Annotated in this window: 14 protein-coding genes; 10 read left to right on the forward strand and 4 right to left on the reverse strand. The window is 57.0% G+C overall.

The window, feature by feature from the left end; all coding sequences use genetic code 11:
• Positions 1-33 precede the first annotated feature (33 nt).
• Positions 34-819, forward strand: coding sequence for a ZIP family metal transporter (locus AC0B60_RS11605; protein WP_465085964.1), 786 nt, complete (start codon positions 34-36; stop codon positions 817-819).
• Here AC0B60_RS11605 and AC0B60_RS11610 read toward each other — a convergent pair.
• Positions 816-1,604, reverse strand: a complete 789-nt coding sequence (locus tag AC0B60_RS11610; RefSeq protein WP_465085965.1) for a TSUP family transporter — start codon at positions 1,602-1,604, stop codon at positions 816-818. The two genes, AC0B60_RS11605 and AC0B60_RS11610, sit on opposite strands and share 4 nt — an antisense overlap.
• 235 nt (positions 1,605-1,839) lie before the next feature.
• Here AC0B60_RS11610 and AC0B60_RS11615 point away from each other — a divergent pair, with 235 nt between their 5' ends.
• A complete protein-coding gene (locus tag AC0B60_RS11615) occupies positions 1,840-2,505 on the forward strand; it encodes an AbiTii domain-containing protein (protein WP_465085966.1) in 666 nt (221 codons plus the stop codon).
• Here the strand turns inward: AC0B60_RS11615 and AC0B60_RS11620 are convergent.
• From AC0B60_RS11620 to AC0B60_RS11630, 3 genes are all read right to left on the reverse strand, one after another.
• Positions 2,502-3,569 carry a peptidoglycan -binding protein gene (locus AC0B60_RS11620; RefSeq protein WP_465085967.1) on the reverse strand — a complete coding sequence of 356 codons (1,068 nt, stop codon included), beginning with the start codon at positions 3,567-3,569 and terminating at the stop codon, positions 2,502-2,504. The two genes, AC0B60_RS11615 and AC0B60_RS11620, sit on opposite strands and share 4 nt — an antisense overlap.
• A 12-nt stretch (positions 3,570-3,581) precedes the next feature.
• On the reverse strand, positions 3,582-4,304 hold the full coding sequence (locus tag AC0B60_RS11625; protein WP_465085968.1) for a flagellar motor protein MotA: 723 nt from the start codon (positions 4,302-4,304) through the stop codon (positions 3,582-3,584).
• Positions 4,305-4,410: 106 nt separating this feature from the next.
• Positions 4,411-5,196 carry a substrate-binding periplasmic protein gene (locus AC0B60_RS11630; protein WP_465085969.1) on the reverse strand — a complete coding sequence of 262 codons (786 nt, stop codon included), beginning with the start codon at positions 5,194-5,196 and terminating at the stop codon, positions 4,411-4,413.
• 203 nt (positions 5,197-5,399) lie between these two features.
• Here AC0B60_RS11630 and AC0B60_RS11635 point away from each other — a divergent pair, with 203 nt between their 5' ends.
• The 8 genes from AC0B60_RS11635 (at position 5,400) to AC0B60_RS11670 (ending at position 15,937) form a co-directional block, all read left to right on the forward strand.
• Positions 5,400-9,101, forward strand: coding sequence for a DUF1631 family protein (locus tag AC0B60_RS11635; RefSeq protein WP_465085970.1), 3,702 nt, complete (start codon positions 5,400-5,402; stop codon positions 9,099-9,101).
• A gap of 35 nt (positions 9,102-9,136) precedes the next feature.
• The gene (locus tag AC0B60_RS11640; RefSeq protein ID WP_278367796.1) at positions 9,137-9,421 is read left to right on the forward strand and encodes an Rdx family protein; all 285 of its coding nucleotides are present in this window, start codon (positions 9,137-9,139) and stop codon (positions 9,419-9,421) included.
• Between the two features lie 165 nt (positions 9,422-9,586).
• A complete protein-coding gene (locus AC0B60_RS11645) occupies positions 9,587-10,294 on the forward strand; it encodes a DUF3581 family protein (protein WP_465085971.1) in 708 nt (235 codons plus the stop codon).
• 4 nt (positions 10,295-10,298) lie between these two features.
• The gene (locus tag AC0B60_RS11650) at positions 10,299-10,757 is read left to right on the forward strand and encodes a DUF4112 domain-containing protein (protein ID WP_465085972.1); all 459 of its coding nucleotides are present in this window, start codon (positions 10,299-10,301) and stop codon (positions 10,755-10,757) included.
• A 99-nt stretch (positions 10,758-10,856) separates the two neighbouring features.
• The gene (locus AC0B60_RS11655) at positions 10,857-11,075 is read left to right on the forward strand and encodes a hypothetical protein (RefSeq protein ID WP_465085973.1); all 219 of its coding nucleotides are present in this window, start codon (positions 10,857-10,859) and stop codon (positions 11,073-11,075) included.
• Positions 11,076-11,124: 49 nt separating this feature from the next.
• Entirely contained in the window at positions 11,125-13,008 is a 1,884-nt protein-coding gene (locus AC0B60_RS11660) for an N-acyl-D-amino-acid deacylase family protein (protein ID WP_465085974.1), read from the forward strand.
• Positions 13,009-13,368: 360 nt separating this feature from the next.
• Positions 13,369-14,211: a formate/nitrite transporter family protein gene (locus tag AC0B60_RS11665; RefSeq protein ID WP_465085975.1), complete on the forward strand. Its 843-nt coding sequence runs from the start codon at positions 13,369-13,371 to the stop codon at positions 14,209-14,211.
• Positions 14,212-14,218: 7 nt separating this feature from the next.
• The gene (locus tag AC0B60_RS11670; protein ID WP_465085976.1) at positions 14,219-15,937 is read left to right on the forward strand and encodes a protein kinase domain-containing protein; all 1,719 of its coding nucleotides are present in this window, start codon (positions 14,219-14,221) and stop codon (positions 15,935-15,937) included.
• The last annotated feature ends 2 nt before the right edge of the window (positions 15,938-15,939 follow it).

Raw genomic sequence — 15,939 nt, forward strand, 5'->3', positions numbered from 1 at the left:
GCAACGCCGCCACCGATGAACGAAGGGAGACCAATGCTGGAAGATATCAACGTTGTCTGGCTGGGGTCGATTGCCAGCCTGCTGGCAGGCCTTGGGACGGGTGTCGGTGCCTTGGGTGTGTTCCTGGTCAGGAAACTCACGCCACAACTGCAGGACGGTATGCTCAGCGCCGCTGCAGGGGTCATGCTCGCGGCATCGTTTTTCTCGCTGCTGCTCCCGGGCATCGAATACGGCGAACAGCTGACCGGCGCCACCTGGAGCGCCTCACTGATGGTCATCGCCGGCCTCCTGATGGGCGCGGGCCTGCTCTTCAGCATTCATCAACGACTGCCCCACGAACACTTCTCCCTGGGCCGAGAAGGCCCTGACAGCGCCCGTATTCGGCGAATATGGCTGTTCATCATCGCCATTGCCCTGCACAATTTTCCCGAAGGCATGGCCGTAGGTGTCGGGTTTGCCGGCGGTGACATCGGCAATGGTATTGCCCTGGCGGTGGGTATCGGGCTTCAGAACATCCCGGAAGGTCTCGCCGTGGCCGTCTCCTTGCTGGCGATCGAGCACTCACGTCTAAAATCCTTTGGCATCGCCTTACTGACCGGACTTCTGGAACCGATCGGGGGACTCTTCGGCAGCACCATGGTATGGCTGGCAGAACCCATCATGCCGTGGACACTGGGCTTTGCCGCCGGGGCCATGTTGTTCATTATCAGCGATGAGATCATCCCCGAGACCCATCAGGGCCGTTTCAAGACGCTCTCGACCTTCTCGCTTCTGGGCGGTTTCGTCATCATGATGTTCCTTGACGCCACACTGGGTTAACCGGGAAACAATACCCGCGCCATGCCGATGCTGCTGACGATCAACAAAACAACGCCCAGCACCCGGAAGAAGATCGGTGTTTCCGCTTTCAGCATGCGGTCGTGAACGTAAAGCCCGATGACGTGACCAATGGCAGCGCAGGGTAACAGCCACAAGTGGTGGATCAGCTGCAGGTCGACCCCTACCCAGATAAACGCCGCCATCTTGATCACCACCAGGATGAACCAGAGCGCGAACAGGGTGTCCCGCAAGCGTTCTTTCGGCAGGTGCTGCGCCACGACGGCAATAATCAGAGGGGCACCAATCAGGGACGTACCGCTGATGTAACCGCCCACCATCAGAAACACCGCGTCCACAGTCCGGCTGCCGCTGCGAAAGGGCCTGTCCAGGATGTAGGAAACGGAATACAGGGACACGATCACAAAGATAATGGTGCTCATAATCTCTGACGGCAATGTGATCAGCCCGAACACCCCGATCAGCTTGGGCACAATCATGATCGCCAGAATCCGCCAGAGATAGTGCCAGTCAACCGTACCCACGACCGCTACGCCATCGTCATTCGTACCCGAAGACTTGCGGTTGTTCATCCAGATGGTCAGGGAAGAAAACACCAGCAGGTGCACTGCAATGAGGGGCAGGAACACCAGCGGGTCGTCCAGCACCAGCAGCAGGAAAGGCAGTGACAACACTGCCCCGCCGAATCCCAACCCCGAACGGACAAACCCGCTCCAGATAAAAATCAGGCCAATCAGGACATACTGGTACAACGCCAAGTCAGACATAGAGGTATCGAGGTTCCGGGAGCCAAGTTCACAAATACAAAGGTGAATGAGCATACCTGCCGGGCAGCCCTTACTTCCAGTAACAAACTGGCTACTTTTCTACAACGGAAGAAATGACAGAAAGCGCCTAGTTTTTAATCAATGCTTCCGGTAAAGCCGCCGGACAGAATTTCCGACAAGAACAACAGCCAGGCAGGAGGTGGGCCCTTCTGCCCGTGGTAAATGGAGAACAGCCATGTCAGCAGCAGTTGATCATCTGGACGAACGGCTCCGGGACGACGGAGAATCACTTGAGGAGATCATGCCCTCAGCCATCACCCTGGCCATGATGCTGCGCCACCGGACGATGGCGTCGTGGATGCGAATCGAGTTTGACGGCTACAGTGATACTTCGGAACTCCCGCCCTACCGGCGCGATGTTCCCGGCCACATCGTGGCCCGTTCACCTCAATACGGTTGGATTCCGGCCCCGGTTGAAGACCAGCAGAAACAGGACTTCGGCCATCGGGACATGCCCGAAGGCGTAAAATCCCTGGAGAAAACCTGCCTGGCCTGCAAGAAAGGCACGGGCCACCGTATTGTTTTCGACAAAGAGGAAATGGCCACGCTTCAGTCTCATATCAACCTGACCGCCGAGCTGGCCATTACCATCAGCAGGGACAGCTATAGCAAGCTTCTTCGGGTTGTTCGTTGCGCGCTGTATCTGTGGGAACAGGAACTCGTGGAACATGGGCTCAGTGGAGACCATAATTCCTACAGCGCACAGGAACGGGAAAAGGTGGCTCACCTCGATGATCCGGAGCGGTTCTGGCGCAAGGCACTTGAGGAAAACGCCGACCTACCCATTCCCGACGTACGGGAAACCGGGTTCTTCGAACGGTTCTTCGGACGGACGGGCTAGCGGTCAGTCAGCTTGATCTCGATACGTCGGTTCCGTCGCAGCGCCTCGGCAGAACCGCCCGAAGCAACCGGGAAAAACTCCCCGAAGCCGGCAGCCACCATGCGGTTCTGGGGTACGCCTTCGGACGCCAAGTAACGCACCACCGCCACGGCCCTGGCGGTGGAAAGCTCCCAGTTCGAGGGAAACGCTTCGGTATTGATGGGAATACGGTCAGTGTGACCGTCGATGCGCAGAATCCAGTCGATGTCTTCGGGAATGGCGGCCACGACGTCCAGCAGTACGTCCGCGAGCTTGTCCAGCTCCTGCTGGCCCTCTTGCCCGAGACTCGCGGAGCCGGACGCAAACAGCAGTTCTGACGGCAACAGGAACCGATCACCGACAATGCGGATGTTCTCGTTGTCCTGCAGAATATCCCGCAATCTGCCAAAGAATTCAGACTGATAGCGCTCCAGTTCATTGACGCGCTCCGCCAGCAACGTATTTAGGCGCTTCCCCACCTCTTCAAGTTCGGCTGCTTTCTCGGCGGTGAGATCCTTCTGTAACCGCAACGCAGCGGTGATGCGGCTGAGCTGGTCCTGCAGCGCCGCAATCTGGTTCGAGAGTTGCTGGATAATCGCGCGCTGGGAGGCCGTTAGCTGCTCTTCATCCTCCAACTCCGACTCGGCACTAGCGATCGCCTTGCCAAGATCCTCAACCCGCAGGGCCTGGGCCTCGGCATTGTATTGCTGCTCCAACCGCCGGGCCTTCTCCTCCTCCAGCTCCTCACTAAGCGTATTGTTCAGCGCGAGGCTTTCACTGAAGCGGTTCTGGACCGCGGCCATCTCGTTTTCCAGGGCAGCGGTTTCCTCCTGCTCAAGACCAAGCAGCCGGGAAATCTCCTGCAAGCGGCTATTAAGCCTGGCCAGCTCCGAATCCCGATCAGAGAGGGTTTGCGACAGGTACAACTGGCTGACCACGTAGATAAGCAGCATGAAGATGATCAACATCAGCAATGCCGACAAAGCATCGACGTATCCTGGCCATACGTTGATACTGCTGCGGGTTCGACGCCGGGAACCGATCATGGGGCAAGCCTGCTATCGCGGGTCATCATCAACCCGGTCCACCAGATTGGTTACACCTGTCAGCCATTCCTCCAGGCCGTCGTAAAACCGGTTCTGTGCGTGGCCTGCCTGGATATCCAGAAAACCCAGAACCAACGAGCCACCAAGCCCCAGCAACGAGGAGCTGAACGCCGTGCCCATGCCTTCCAGGGGTTCCAGAAGGCCAGACTGCAGGCCGGCAAACACCTTGCCGAAATCCTCCTGGCTCATATCCAGATTTACAATGACGGCGCCCACGGAGTTGATGGTTCCAAGCAGGCCCCAGAAGGTGCCCAGCAACCCCAGAAAGATGAGAAGACTGATGAAATAGCGGGTAATTTCCCGCTGTTCGTCCATGCGGCTGTGGATACCATCCAGCACCGTGCGCAACGACATGGTGGACAACGAGAAGCGATCACGCTTGGAGTCGTCATCCAGTTGCCGCGCCAGCGGCTTCAGCAGTCGGGGTTCCTGCAACACGGAGAGTCCGGCATTGCCAGTGCGGAACTGGGCAATCCAGCGCAACTCCGGAAACAGCACAAACACCTGACGATAGGTGATGACAATGCCAATCAGGAGCACGCAAACGATCAGAAGATTGAATACCCAGTTCGCCAGAAAGGCCTCCTGCAACGGTTTGTGGATCAGTGCACAAACCACCGCAACGACCACCAGAAACAGCGTCATCCAGAAGAGGGTATGCTTGGGATTACTCATTAACGCCACCGCATTTATCGGGAAACACGTTAAAAGCTAGCACAAGCTCGCGAATACTGCCGTCCACAACCCACTTAGAAACCGTTAAGGTTTATTTACCACCGCATCAAGGCTCGTAGCGTTGAGCGATACTGTCCAGGGCGCCGCTGTCTCGCGCTTCATCGAGCGCAGCCTGAAGATCCTCCACAATGGCCGGGGCCGTTTCATTGCTGACTGCCAGGTACATTGGCGTCTCACGGAATACCAGAACCGGTTTCAGGCCGGTGATGTCGTGCTCCTTTTCAGCCACCAGCGGCCCTACAAGACCGTCGGTCACCCAAAGATCGGCCTGGCCCAGCACCAGGCGACGAGGATTCTGCTCGCCGGACACATTCATGACCAGATCAAACCCCTCACTCACCAGGTAGTCCGACATAACATCGCCCTTGTACCCGGCAATCTTGTACTGCCGGGCACCTTCGAGGGAATCAAGCTGAATGTTGGAATCGGGTGCGGCAAACAGGGTCCACTTGATCGACGCCAGTGGGCCGACCCACTGAAACTCATCTTCCCGCTCCTTGGTCCTGGCGGTGCAGAACAGAGCATGGTTTTCCCGCCCCTGGACCCACTCATAGGCACGGCTCCAGTCCCGCATTTTCATGATGTACTCGTAGTCCACCCGTTCCATCATGGTTTTGACCATGTCGGTACAGATACCGGTGATATCGTCTTCATTATGGGCGAAGCCCTGCCCAGTGGTTGACGCGTTATAGGGCGGGTAGTTCTCGGTGAAGATATACAGCTTCTCATCAGCAGCAGCCGACGACACCATCGCCAGCATCAGGAGGCCTTGTAAGACCGGTCTAACGAATTTCAGCGGGCCGGTCGTTTCTGAGCCTGGCTTGGCGGGCATGCTTTTATCCTCGTCGCAATGGGCATTGGTAGTTTAGGCTAGCCACTTTGAGCAATAATGCCAATACACCCATCATTGTCGTTATCCATCAGAATAAACAGATTTTCCGCCGAAACTGGTCTACCGTGGTGGATAAACAAGTGTAAAATTTGAATGCATGTTTATGGAATTTTAGGCAGCTAGCCTGCCCAGGGACCCCGTTTATGACAGAAAGCCAGACCCGTATCGCCGGCCTCCGTCAAAACGCTCTCATCGTTGTTCGCGGTTTTATCCCTTGCGGAAGTAAACTGGCTGCGGCCTCTTCCGGCAGTGACGGCGTTCAACTGACACTGTCGAATCTCACATCACCTGGTCTGATACAACACCTGAATGGGTCGGACCACACTCGCGCCGAATTGTTTCTGTTTGATGGCAACCACCCCACCCGTGTGAGCGGTGATCTACAACCAGCCAATGGAGACACCGTGCGGATGATCAGTGATCCCCACGACGCGGAAACCATTGAATACTTGCGACAACTACCGCAAAGGATTCCTGGCCAGTTCGCCTCCCCCTCCGCTAGCTTGACGTCGTTACGAGACGCCTACCAAAAACACACCCGGCGCCTGCTGGGGACATTGGTAGCCGACTTCATCGACCAGGCCGGCGAGAGTATCGGGAACGACCTTGAACAGGCGGCGGAAGTACGAGAGATCACCCGTCTGAAGGACATGCGTTTTATCTTCAACAGTCGCGGGGAGCAGATATACCGGGATTTTACGCTGCAGTTCCAGGCGTTTGACCGCCAGCTCAACCCAAGTACGGACAACGACAGCCAAAGCGGCGAACTCAGGATCGTGGAACAGCATGTCTTTGAGGACTGGCTGGAACTCCAGATGGTGGCATCCGAGCTCGCCAGCAAACACACCAATACACTGTTCGTGCTCAGCCAGTTGCTCAACCAGCTTTTTTCCTGCGATATCAGCGACCGCAGCAACCCTCTTTCACCATTGTCACTGTGCACCTGCCTGCAATTCGCCATTGACCGACTCGGCATTGCCCGACAGCATCGCGGCACGCTTTATCTTGCTTTCGAGACCGTGCTGGACGACCTTTGGCCCCGAGCCACGGAGTCGCTGAACCGCGACCTCCGTGCAGCGGGACTGCTGGCGCTCGATCTGACCAGCCTGCCTTCCAACTGGTCACTGAGGGAATCCAGCAAGGTCCGGGAAGCACCAGTGGAGACGCCCCACCCTGAAACATCGGTGAAAGACTCCACCCCCCACGAGGCACTCGCCTCGGCCCCAGGGCGTTCGTTACTGCGCCTGATGAGTTTGCAACACAATGCCAACACCATGCGGGATACCTGGCCACCTACAAACCCACAGTTTACTGCCGAATTGCGACCGCACAGGGACGATTTACGCAAGATACTCGGCAAGCCCGCCCCCAGCATGGAGGAAGCTATCCGCAACCTGGCATCATCCAATCCGGATTTGGAACAGGCACTTGATGATGGTACGTGGGACAAGGTTACCCTCGTGGATCGCCTGTTCGCCCCACTGGAACAGGAACAGGGGCTGAACAAAACCCTGAGGGAGCAGCTCGAACAGCTGCGGCTGCCGGTGCTGGAGGTCCTGCTTGAGACCTCTGAATTCCTCGACCGTGACAACCATCCTGCCAGGACCATCGTCAACGATCTTATGCGCCTCTGCCTGGCCGAGCGGAGTTCAAGCCGCAACCTGGAACACACGGTAACGGGGATTATCGATGAACTCATCCAGACGGAAGAACGGGACGAAGCGTTTTACCGGTCCATCGGTACCCGATTGCGGGGTCTGGTAGAGCGCCAGGACCAATCGTTCCAGAGGAACTCCGAACGTATCGCCAAGACTCTTGAAGGCAAGGAGCGCCTGCGGCAGACGCGGCTCGGTGTGCAGCGGCGCCTGAACATGATCCTTGCCGACAAGGCCGTGCCAACGGTGCTACTTGATCTGTTGCACGCAGGCTGGGAGCAGTTGATAGTGCTGGCGGTATTGCGGGAAGGCGCTGAGAGCCAAACCGCAACAAGCTTCATAAACATCGTTGAGCAGATCCGCCTCTGGCTATCCGGCGGAGAAACCAGCAAGGACCTCGCGTTTGAGCGGGAACTGGAAAGCGACGCATTGATCCAGCTTATTGACAGAGAGCTGCGCACGGTTGGTGAAGTGTCTCCGGTCCGCGACGTGGTGGTGAGGCTGACTCGGGAATTGCACCAGCAGGCAACGACCGAGACAGTGACTCTCGATGCCTATCCCCAAGGTTCCTGCCTGCAGGAGGAAGCAGAAGCCTCTACAGAGCCAGTTGACACCCGCTGGGCCAGGCGTGCCCAGGAAATTGGCGTGGGTGATTGGGTCGAGATTGCCCTCGACAATGGTGAAAAACGGCGCATGCGACTGGTCTGGGGTGGCAAGGACGTCTTTCGTTTTGTATTCCTTTCGCCCCAGGGACTGGGTGAGATGAGTTATCAATATTCAGAATTCGTGTCGAGATTGGCCCGCGGTGACGCGTGGCTCGTCAAGCAGGGCGACATTCCCTTTGTAGACCAGAGCCTGTTCGACATCGTTCAGGGGGTCTACAGCAAGCTCAATTTCGAAGCCACTCACGACGCCCTCACGGGATGTCTTCACCGGAATGATTTTGAGAAGCAGTTGGCTCAAGCCCTGTCCGTAATGGACGGGAAACCCGGCAGTCATACCCTGATGGTGTTCGACATCGACGAGTTCAGTGTGATCAATGCCACTTATGGCACCGGTGCCGGAGACGAGCTTCTGAAACGGTTTGCCGCCCTGCTTCAGGATCAGGCCTCAGGACACTCCGGCGATCACTGCATCGGGCGACTGGGAGGCAACGAGTTTGCGTTGCTTGCCCAAAAGATGCCGGTGGAGGATGGGCTGGATTTCTCCGAACGGCTGCGTGACGCCTTTCGAACAGAGTCACATACCGTTGACGACACCGACTTCTCCGCCACCCTAAGCGCAAGCGTGTGCCCTTTCGAAGACACTTTACGCTCTGCCGGTGAGCTGATGAACCAGGCAAATCTGGCGCTCAAAGCCGCCAAGCGAAAAGGCGGGAACAACGTTGAACTGGTTCGGGACCAATCCCAGCAGGTGCCCGCCTCGGGCCCCCAATGGGTGCCCGAAATTGACCGCAGCATACGTGATGGCAGCCTCTACCTTCGAGCACAACGGATCATTCCCCTGACGGGGGACAGCAACGGGGACATGTATGAACTACTGCTTGGCCTTCAGAACTCCTCCGGCCAGGAGATTTCCCCACAGAGTTACATTGAGGCTGCGGAACAGTTCCGCCGGAGCTCCCGTGTTGACCTTTGGGTGATTGACGAAGCAATAAACTGGATGGAAGGGCACCCCGACGCTATGGAGAGCATCCATACGTTCAACATCAACCTCTCCGGCGCGTCATTGAGTGACGACGCCTTTCTGTTCGCCCTGGAAACCAGGATGAAGCAGCACAACGCCCTCACCCACCAAATCTGTTTCGAAGTCACCGAGACGGCCGCCGTTGCCAACCTGCATTACGCCGCCGACTTTATGACCGAAATGAAGCGGCTCGGGTGCCGGTTTGCACTCGACGACTTCGGAACCGGCCTGTCCTCCTACGCCTACCTGCAGAAACTACCGGTGGACTACGTCAAGGTGGACGGTATCTTCGTCCGTGACATGGCCAGTAACCTGACCAACTATGCACTGGTTCGATCCATCACCGAGTTGTGTCATTTCCTCGGCATGAAAACCATCGCCGAATACGTGGAAGACATGGAGACCCTGGAGCTGCTCAGGGAAATCCAGGTAGATTTCGGGCAGGGATTCTGTATTGCCAAACCCCGGCGGATGGACAGTCTGGGAACCACAGCAAAAACCTGAAACACTACGATCACCGAATCAACAGGAGACCACCTATGCCAAACAGCGTAAAAATCACGTACTGTACGGGCTGCAAGTGGATGCTTCGATCCGCCTGGATGGCCCAGGAACTGTTGAGCACCTTTGAGGAGGAGCTTAATGAACTGACCTTGATACCGGGCACTGGCGGAATTTTTGAAATTCACGTCAATGGCAAGCGCATCTGGTCACGTAAGGAACAGCAAGGCTTCCCGGACATCCGGGAACTGAAGCAACTGGTTCGCAATGAAGTCTCGCCCGATCGATCACTGGGCCATACAGACGGGGTACCCACGGCCTGATCGCCCGGGCATACCTGGCAATTGGCCTTTGTCAGCGCCGGGCGACACGGCGAAACCATTTATTTACGTCCAGGCCTTAGACATTGGTTTCGTAGTGTCTTGCTGCAAAGGACGTTTCACGCCACTATCATGGCTTCTCTATTTGCGAAAACGAAAAGGCAACGCATGTTTCTCGAACGCTACCACGCCATCCAGGACGGACTCGTACTGATCAGCGCGACCCAGGCCAGCCGATTTGCCAAGGAAGTGGCCGGTGACTTCAATCCGATCCACAACCCGGATGCCCGGCGTTTCTGTGTTCCCGGAGACCTGCTGTTTGCCCTGCTGTTGTCACACTTCGGGCTGTCCCGACAGATGACTTTCCACTTTCGCAGCCTGCTGGGTGACAACGTTCCATTAGACTTCCGCGAGGACGACGACGGTCTGATCCGTGTCTATGACCAGAAAGGCAAGGTCTACATCGAGGTGGAGCGCAGCGGTGAGCGGACTCACGACAACACCGTGATTGGGAACTTCACCCGCTGCTACGTGGCCGCTTCCGGCAAGAATTTTCCCCACACGCTCAAACCGCTGATGGAGAACGAAGGCGTGATGTTCAATCCGGACCGGCCAATGATCATGTATCAAAGCATGAGCCTGGCCCTGGATACTCTGGATGCGCCAAGTCCTGATCTTGAACTCCACAATGCCGAGCTGAAACCGGACGGGAAGCGCGGCAATGTCTCACTGGACTACCGGCTGATCTCGGACGGTAACGTCGCAGGCGAGGTTTCCAAAAAGCTCGTGGTCAGCGGACTTCGCGACTATGACGCCGAGGCCATGGATGCCGTGGTCGAGGAGTTCTATCGGCTCAAGGATAAATCCTGGGACTGATTTCATGTCAACGCCAGTAAGCCAGGAAGAAAAACAGGCGGCCCTGGCCCGCCTGAATCGATTCAGTCAACTGGCCGACAACGCCATCGGCATCCCCTTCACGCGCTTTCGAATCGGGCTGGAGCCCATCATCGGCCTGGTGCCGGTATTGGGCGACCTGGCCGGGTTGCTCATGTCCTGCTACGTGCTTCTGGAAGCACACCGTGCCGGTGCCAGCCCTCGGGTCAAACAGCAAATGGTCAGGAATATGCTGATCGACTTTTTCGGCGGCCTTGTTCCGGTCGTTGGCGACGTCTTCGACTTCGCCTGGAAGGCCAATGTCCGGAATACCCAACTGCTCCGGGAACAGCTGGAAATCGAGCTGAGCGTGCAACAAAAGCCGCGGTTTCCCTGGGGACAACTCCTGATGATCGTGGGGGGCCTGGTCGTATTCACCGGCCTTGTGGTGGTGTTTGCCCTCTGACTCAGGGTCACTACGGATTTATCCCCAACGCTTTCTGGCCTTAACTCTGTAGATGTCACCCTATGCCTGTGACCCGTCATCACCAAAAGGACAGACAACATGGCAAAGACCCAATGCTCCAACTGTGGAGCCAGCCTCCCCCTTGAAACACCTAAATGCCCGGAATGCGGGAGCCTTCAGAGTTCCAGGCCCAAAATGATTATCGGCGCGGCCGGCGTTGTGATCGCAGCCCTGGCCATCGTGCTCGGCGCCATCTATGTTATAGCCAAGGATGAGCCCGCCAATCCGGCCGGTAGCACCACCGAGATCAGACCTTAGCGTTCCGTCCTGCTACTCGGGAAACCAGAACAGAATACGTGAGGCACGTATGAGCGATACCACACCTGATACAGCCTGGGACTACCTGATCCAAGGCGCCAAGGTCTTCGACGGTATTGGAGAATTACCTGTCCGCGAGGACATCGCCATCGCAGATGGCAGGGTCGCAGCGCGAGGGCAGGATCTTGACCCGCAAAAGGCACGCAACGTAATCGATGCCAGTGGGCGCTGGGCCATGCCAGGGTTGTTTGATATCCACACCCACTACGACCTCGAGCTGGAGGTTGCTCCCGGCCTGCCGGAATCCGTGCGTCACGGCACCACCACGGTGGTTATTGCCAACTGTAGCCTAGGGCTGGCGTTTGGCTCGCAACGCAAGGACGGCTCAGACCCGATTGTGGATTGTTACGCCCGTGTGGAGAATATTCCCAAGGAAGTCCTAAGGGCGACCGCTGATCGAATGGACTGGAACAACCCGAAAGAATACATCCAGCATCTGAACAGGCTTAGCCTGGGCCCAAACCTGGTCACCATGGTGCCCCACTCCATGCTGCGGATCGAAGTGATGGGGTTTGATGCCAGTATCTCCCGTGATCCAACGGAAGATGAACTCAAAACCATGGAGTCATTGCTGGAGCAGGCCATGGACGACGGCTATGTCGGATTTTCCACCGATGCCCTGCCATTCCATTACCTGGCCAACCAGCCTAATACCCGCAAGACCATACCCACCCAGTTCGCCAAATACCCGGAAATCAAACGGCTGACGGAGGTAGTACGGCGCAAGGGCGGTGTCTGGCAGGCCACGCCACCGAAAGACAGCACCATAGGCACCATCAAGACCTTCCTGCTCAGTTGTGGCCTTCTCCACGGCAAGCCGCTCAGAACAACGGTGGTGGCCGCCCTGGACGTGCAAAGCAACCGCAAGATCGTGCGGCTGGCGAGATTGCTGGCCCGGGTTCTCAATTCCCGACTGTTGCGGGGTGACTTCCACCTGCAGGCTCTGGCCGCACCCTTCAAGGTGTGGTCTGACGGCGCCGTAACGCCACTCTCCGAGGAGATCGAGGAGTTGCGCATTCTCAATGAGACTGAACTGGAGGACCGTGAAGGCAGACTTAGAATTCTCAACGATCCAGCCTACATCGAGTCGTTCAAGGCCATGTGGATGAGCGGCAAAACCGGGTTTGGTCTCAAGCGCCTGAAACGTCTGGTGCGCCTGGAGGATTATGCTTTTAACCGCACCCTGGCGGACATGACCATCGACGTATGCCCCCTGAAGGAATGGCAAGGCTATACCTTTGCCGATGTCTTCGCACGGGTGAACGCCGCCAACACAGGAAGATCACCCGAAGGCAGCGATGCAGAACGGGCCGTGTTGAAAGACCACTTCTCGGGGGTGAAAGACGAAGGCGATTTCGTGCTGGCGATGCTGCGGGCATTCGACCGTGACCTGAGCTGGTACACCGTGTCCGCGAACCGGAACGAACGCGTTGTCCGCAAACTGCTGATGGACCGACACCTTCTACCTGGTTTCAATGACAGTGGCGCCCATCTTACCAACATGGCGTTTTACGACGGCAACCTCAGAGCCCTGAAGCTTGCCTCAGACGGTGGCGACATCGACGTCGCGTACATGGTGCGCCGTCTTACCCGTGATCCCGCCCGTGTATTTGGCGTCAAAGGGGGCGGCATTGAAGTGGGCGATCAGGCCGACCTTATTCTGGTGGACCCTTCAGTCCTGCGTCGCATGGACCATAACAATACTGTGCAACGTCAGTACCGGGAGGCATTTCAGCACGAGCAACTGGTTAACCGCACCGACGGCGTGGTGCCCCTGGTCATGATTGGCGGCCATCCCGCGTGGCACGGAAAGTCGTTCGACCGTGCGCTGGGCGAGAAAAAGATGGGCACTGTGCTCGACACCACCTTCTGACATCTGTTCGCGAACCATTTCAGCGAGGGTTCCGTTTCGGGGCAAACGCGTTCTTTACGCACTAATTTGAATCACACGGGGTTCAATCTACGGCTCTTGCCCCATTGCCCGGCTATCGGTTCATCAGAGCCATCCCTCCTACCTTAATAATTTTAAAGAGCTTTTATTCCTTCGGAAGATTCAGGCATGGGTCTTGCGTAGGACTGGTCGACACTAACCAGCGAACACCGGGCCCTTCAAGCCCAAAACATTGAACACTATCTGGACAACGGCGTCCTCACCAACCTGACACTCTCGGGTTGTCGTGTGGGCGCCGTTTTTTTATGCCCGGGAAACCACCGTTGAATGAGGTAATCAAGAATGTCTTATCTAGTTCCGTCAGAGTTCGTCACCAAAATGGTAGACGCGGGTGAATCCAAGGTTCATATGTCGACCCGAGATACACTAATACGCGCGTTCATGGCTGGTGCTATTCTTGCGCTGGCTGCCGTTTTTGCGATCACCGTTGCGGTGCAGAGCGGCAGCTTCCTGCTCGGAGCCGTGCTCTTCCCCGTCGGATTTTGCATGCTGTATCTGATGGGGTTCGACCTTCTTACCGGGGTCTTCATGCTAACCCCGCTCGCCCTTCTGGATAAGCGCCCAGGCGTTTCCCCCAACGCCATCCTCAGGAACTGGGGCCTGGTCTTTGTGGGCAACTTTGCCGGTGCGCTGACGGTCGCTTTCATGATGGCGTTTATCTTCACCTACGGCTTTAACACGGATCCCGGAGCCGTCGCCGAAAAAATCGCTGGCGTTGGTGAAGCCCGCACTCTCGGTTACGCGGAATACGGCGCAGCCGGCTGGTTCACCATCTTTATCCGCGGCATGCTGTGTAACTGGATGGTCTCCATGGGTGTCGTCGGTGCCATGATCTCGACGAATGTCGGCGGCAAGGTGCTGGCAATGTGGATGCCAATCATGCTGTTCTTCTTTATGGGGTTCGAACATTCCGTTGTGAACATGTTCCTGTTCCCGTTCGGCATCATTGTCGGCGGCGGTTTCTCGGTGATGGACTACCTGGTCTGGAACGAGATCCCCACGGTGCTGGGCAACCTGGTTGGCGGCCTCGCCTTTACCGGCCTGACCCTGTACACCACTCATATTCGCACAGGTGCCAAGCGTAAGGTGTCCACGACCGCCAGCACCGATCGTGTACCTGCCTGATAGCCCCATGGGCAATCGCCTGAAGGTCTCTGTGGGGCAGTATTCCGACAGAGGCCGTAAGCCATCCAACCAGGACTTTCACGGTTACACCATGCCCGCTGAGCCGCGCCTCGGCATGAAGGGCATGGCCTTCGCCATGGCCGACGGCATCAGCAGCAGCGACGTCAGCCATATCGCCAGCGAAACCGCCGTCAAAAGCTTCCTTGACGACTATTTCTGCACCTCGGAAGCATGGTCGGTTCGCAAATCCGCAGAGCGGGTCCTGACTGCCACCAATTCGTGGCTCCATGCCCAGAGCCGCAACGGTCCGCATCGATACGAAATAGACAAAGGTTATGTTTGCACCCTGAGCGCCCTGGTCATAAAGGCTTCCACAGCGTATCTGTTTCACGTCGGTGACACCCGGATTTACCGGCTTCGGGACCATGCCCTGGAACAACTCACCAATGATCATCGGCTGTGGGTTTCCCAGAAAGAAAATTACCTGAGCCGTGCACTGGGGGTGGATCCACTGCTGGAAATTGATCACCAATCATTGCCGCTGCAGGAAAGGGACATTTTTATCCTCGCCACCGATGGTGTTTACGAACACGCCAGTGCGCAGCAGCTTATAACCATCATCAACCAATACCCGTCAGACCTGGACGCCGCCGCGAAAGCGGTGATCGAAAGCGCCTATGGCTGCGGTAGTGACGACAATCTCAGCGTGCAGATTATTCGCGTGGACCAGCTGCCGGATCGGAAAACCGTAGAACTTTCCCGGCAGGTAGAAGCGCTGCCCTTCCCACCAATATTGGAAGCACGACAGGCCTTTGATGGCTACACCATACTCCGGGAATTACACGCCACCAGCCGCAGCCACGTGTATCTGGCGCTGGACATCGAAGCGGACACACAGGTCATCCTGAAGATCCCCTCCATCGACCTGAGAGGCGACCCGGGATACCTTGAGCGCTTCCTGATGGAAGAGTGGATCGCACGGCGCGTGAACAGTGCCCACGTTCTCAAGGCCGGCATTCAGGACCGGCAGCGCAATTACCTCTACACCGTGACCGAATACATCGAGGGGCAGACCCTCAAACAATGGCTGATCGACAACCCCAAGCCGGACCTGGAAACTGTGCGAAATATCGTGGCGCAGGTGGCCCGTGGACTCTATGCGTTGCACCGTATGGAGATCCTGCACCAGGATATCCGGCCCGATAACATCATGATCGACACCAATGGCACGGTAAAAATCATCGACTTCGGATCCGCCCGCGTAGCCGGCATCGTGGAAGCCACCGTTCTGGAGCCCAACGAGGTACCCGGCACCGCCCTCTACATGGCGCCGGAATACTTCATGGGCGAAACCGGCACAACCCGCTCGGATCTCTATTCATTGGGTGTACTCTGCTACCACATGCTGTCTGGCCAATTCCCCTACGGCACCCAGGTGGCCAAATCCCGCACTGCATCGTCCATGCGCAGGCTCAACTACGCCTCTGTTCTGGAGGATGACCGGGAAATTCCCGCCTGGATTGATGAGACGATAAAAAAAGCCGTGCATCCAAATCCGGAAAAACGCTACCAGGAGCTCTCTGAGTTTACTTTCGACCTGAGGCACCCCAACCAGGTATACCTCAACAAAAGCCGACCGCCACTGCTGGAACGCAATCCCGTTGTGTTCTGGCAGGGCGTCTCGGCCCTCCTTGCCGTTGCTGTGATCTACTTGCTCAGTCGGTGAGG

Source organism: Marinobacter sp. V34 (assembly GCF_055524115.1).

What these genes read in the sequence shown, in the direction of transcription:
- AC0B60_RS11605 (WP_465085964.1), top strand. Translation starts at nt 34, where the DNA reads ATGCTGGAAGATATCAACGTTGTCTGGCTGGGGTCGATTGCCAGCCTG.
- AC0B60_RS11610 (WP_465085965.1), bottom strand. Translation starts at nt 1,604, where the DNA reads ATGTCTGACTTGGCGTTGTACCAGTATGTCCTGATTGGCCTGATTTTT.
- AC0B60_RS11615 (WP_465085966.1), top strand. Translation starts at nt 1,840, where the DNA reads ATGTCAGCAGCAGTTGATCATCTGGACGAACGGCTCCGGGACGACGGA.
- AC0B60_RS11620 (WP_465085967.1), bottom strand. Translation starts at nt 3,569, where the DNA reads ATGATCGGTTCCCGGCGTCGAACCCGCAGCAGTATCAACGTATGGCCA.
- AC0B60_RS11625 (WP_465085968.1), bottom strand. Translation starts at nt 4,304, where the DNA reads ATGAGTAATCCCAAGCATACCCTCTTCTGGATGACGCTGTTTCTGGTG.
- AC0B60_RS11630 (WP_465085969.1), bottom strand. Translation starts at nt 5,196, where the DNA reads ATGCCCGCCAAGCCAGGCTCAGAAACGACCGGCCCGCTGAAATTCGTT.
- AC0B60_RS11635 (WP_465085970.1), top strand. Translation starts at nt 5,400, where the DNA reads ATGACAGAAAGCCAGACCCGTATCGCCGGCCTCCGTCAAAACGCTCTC.
- AC0B60_RS11640 (WP_278367796.1), top strand. Translation starts at nt 9,137, where the DNA reads ATGCCAAACAGCGTAAAAATCACGTACTGTACGGGCTGCAAGTGGATG.
- AC0B60_RS11645 (WP_465085971.1), top strand. Translation starts at nt 9,587, where the DNA reads ATGTTTCTCGAACGCTACCACGCCATCCAGGACGGACTCGTACTGATC.
- AC0B60_RS11650 (WP_465085972.1), top strand. Translation starts at nt 10,299, where the DNA reads ATGTCAACGCCAGTAAGCCAGGAAGAAAAACAGGCGGCCCTGGCCCGC.
- AC0B60_RS11655 (WP_465085973.1), top strand. Translation starts at nt 10,857, where the DNA reads ATGGCAAAGACCCAATGCTCCAACTGTGGAGCCAGCCTCCCCCTTGAA.
- AC0B60_RS11660 (WP_465085974.1), top strand. Translation starts at nt 11,125, where the DNA reads ATGAGCGATACCACACCTGATACAGCCTGGGACTACCTGATCCAAGGC.
- AC0B60_RS11665 (WP_465085975.1), top strand. Translation starts at nt 13,369, where the DNA reads ATGTCTTATCTAGTTCCGTCAGAGTTCGTCACCAAAATGGTAGACGCG.
- AC0B60_RS11670 (WP_465085976.1), top strand. Translation starts at nt 14,219, where the DNA reads ATGGGCAATCGCCTGAAGGTCTCTGTGGGGCAGTATTCCGACAGAGGC.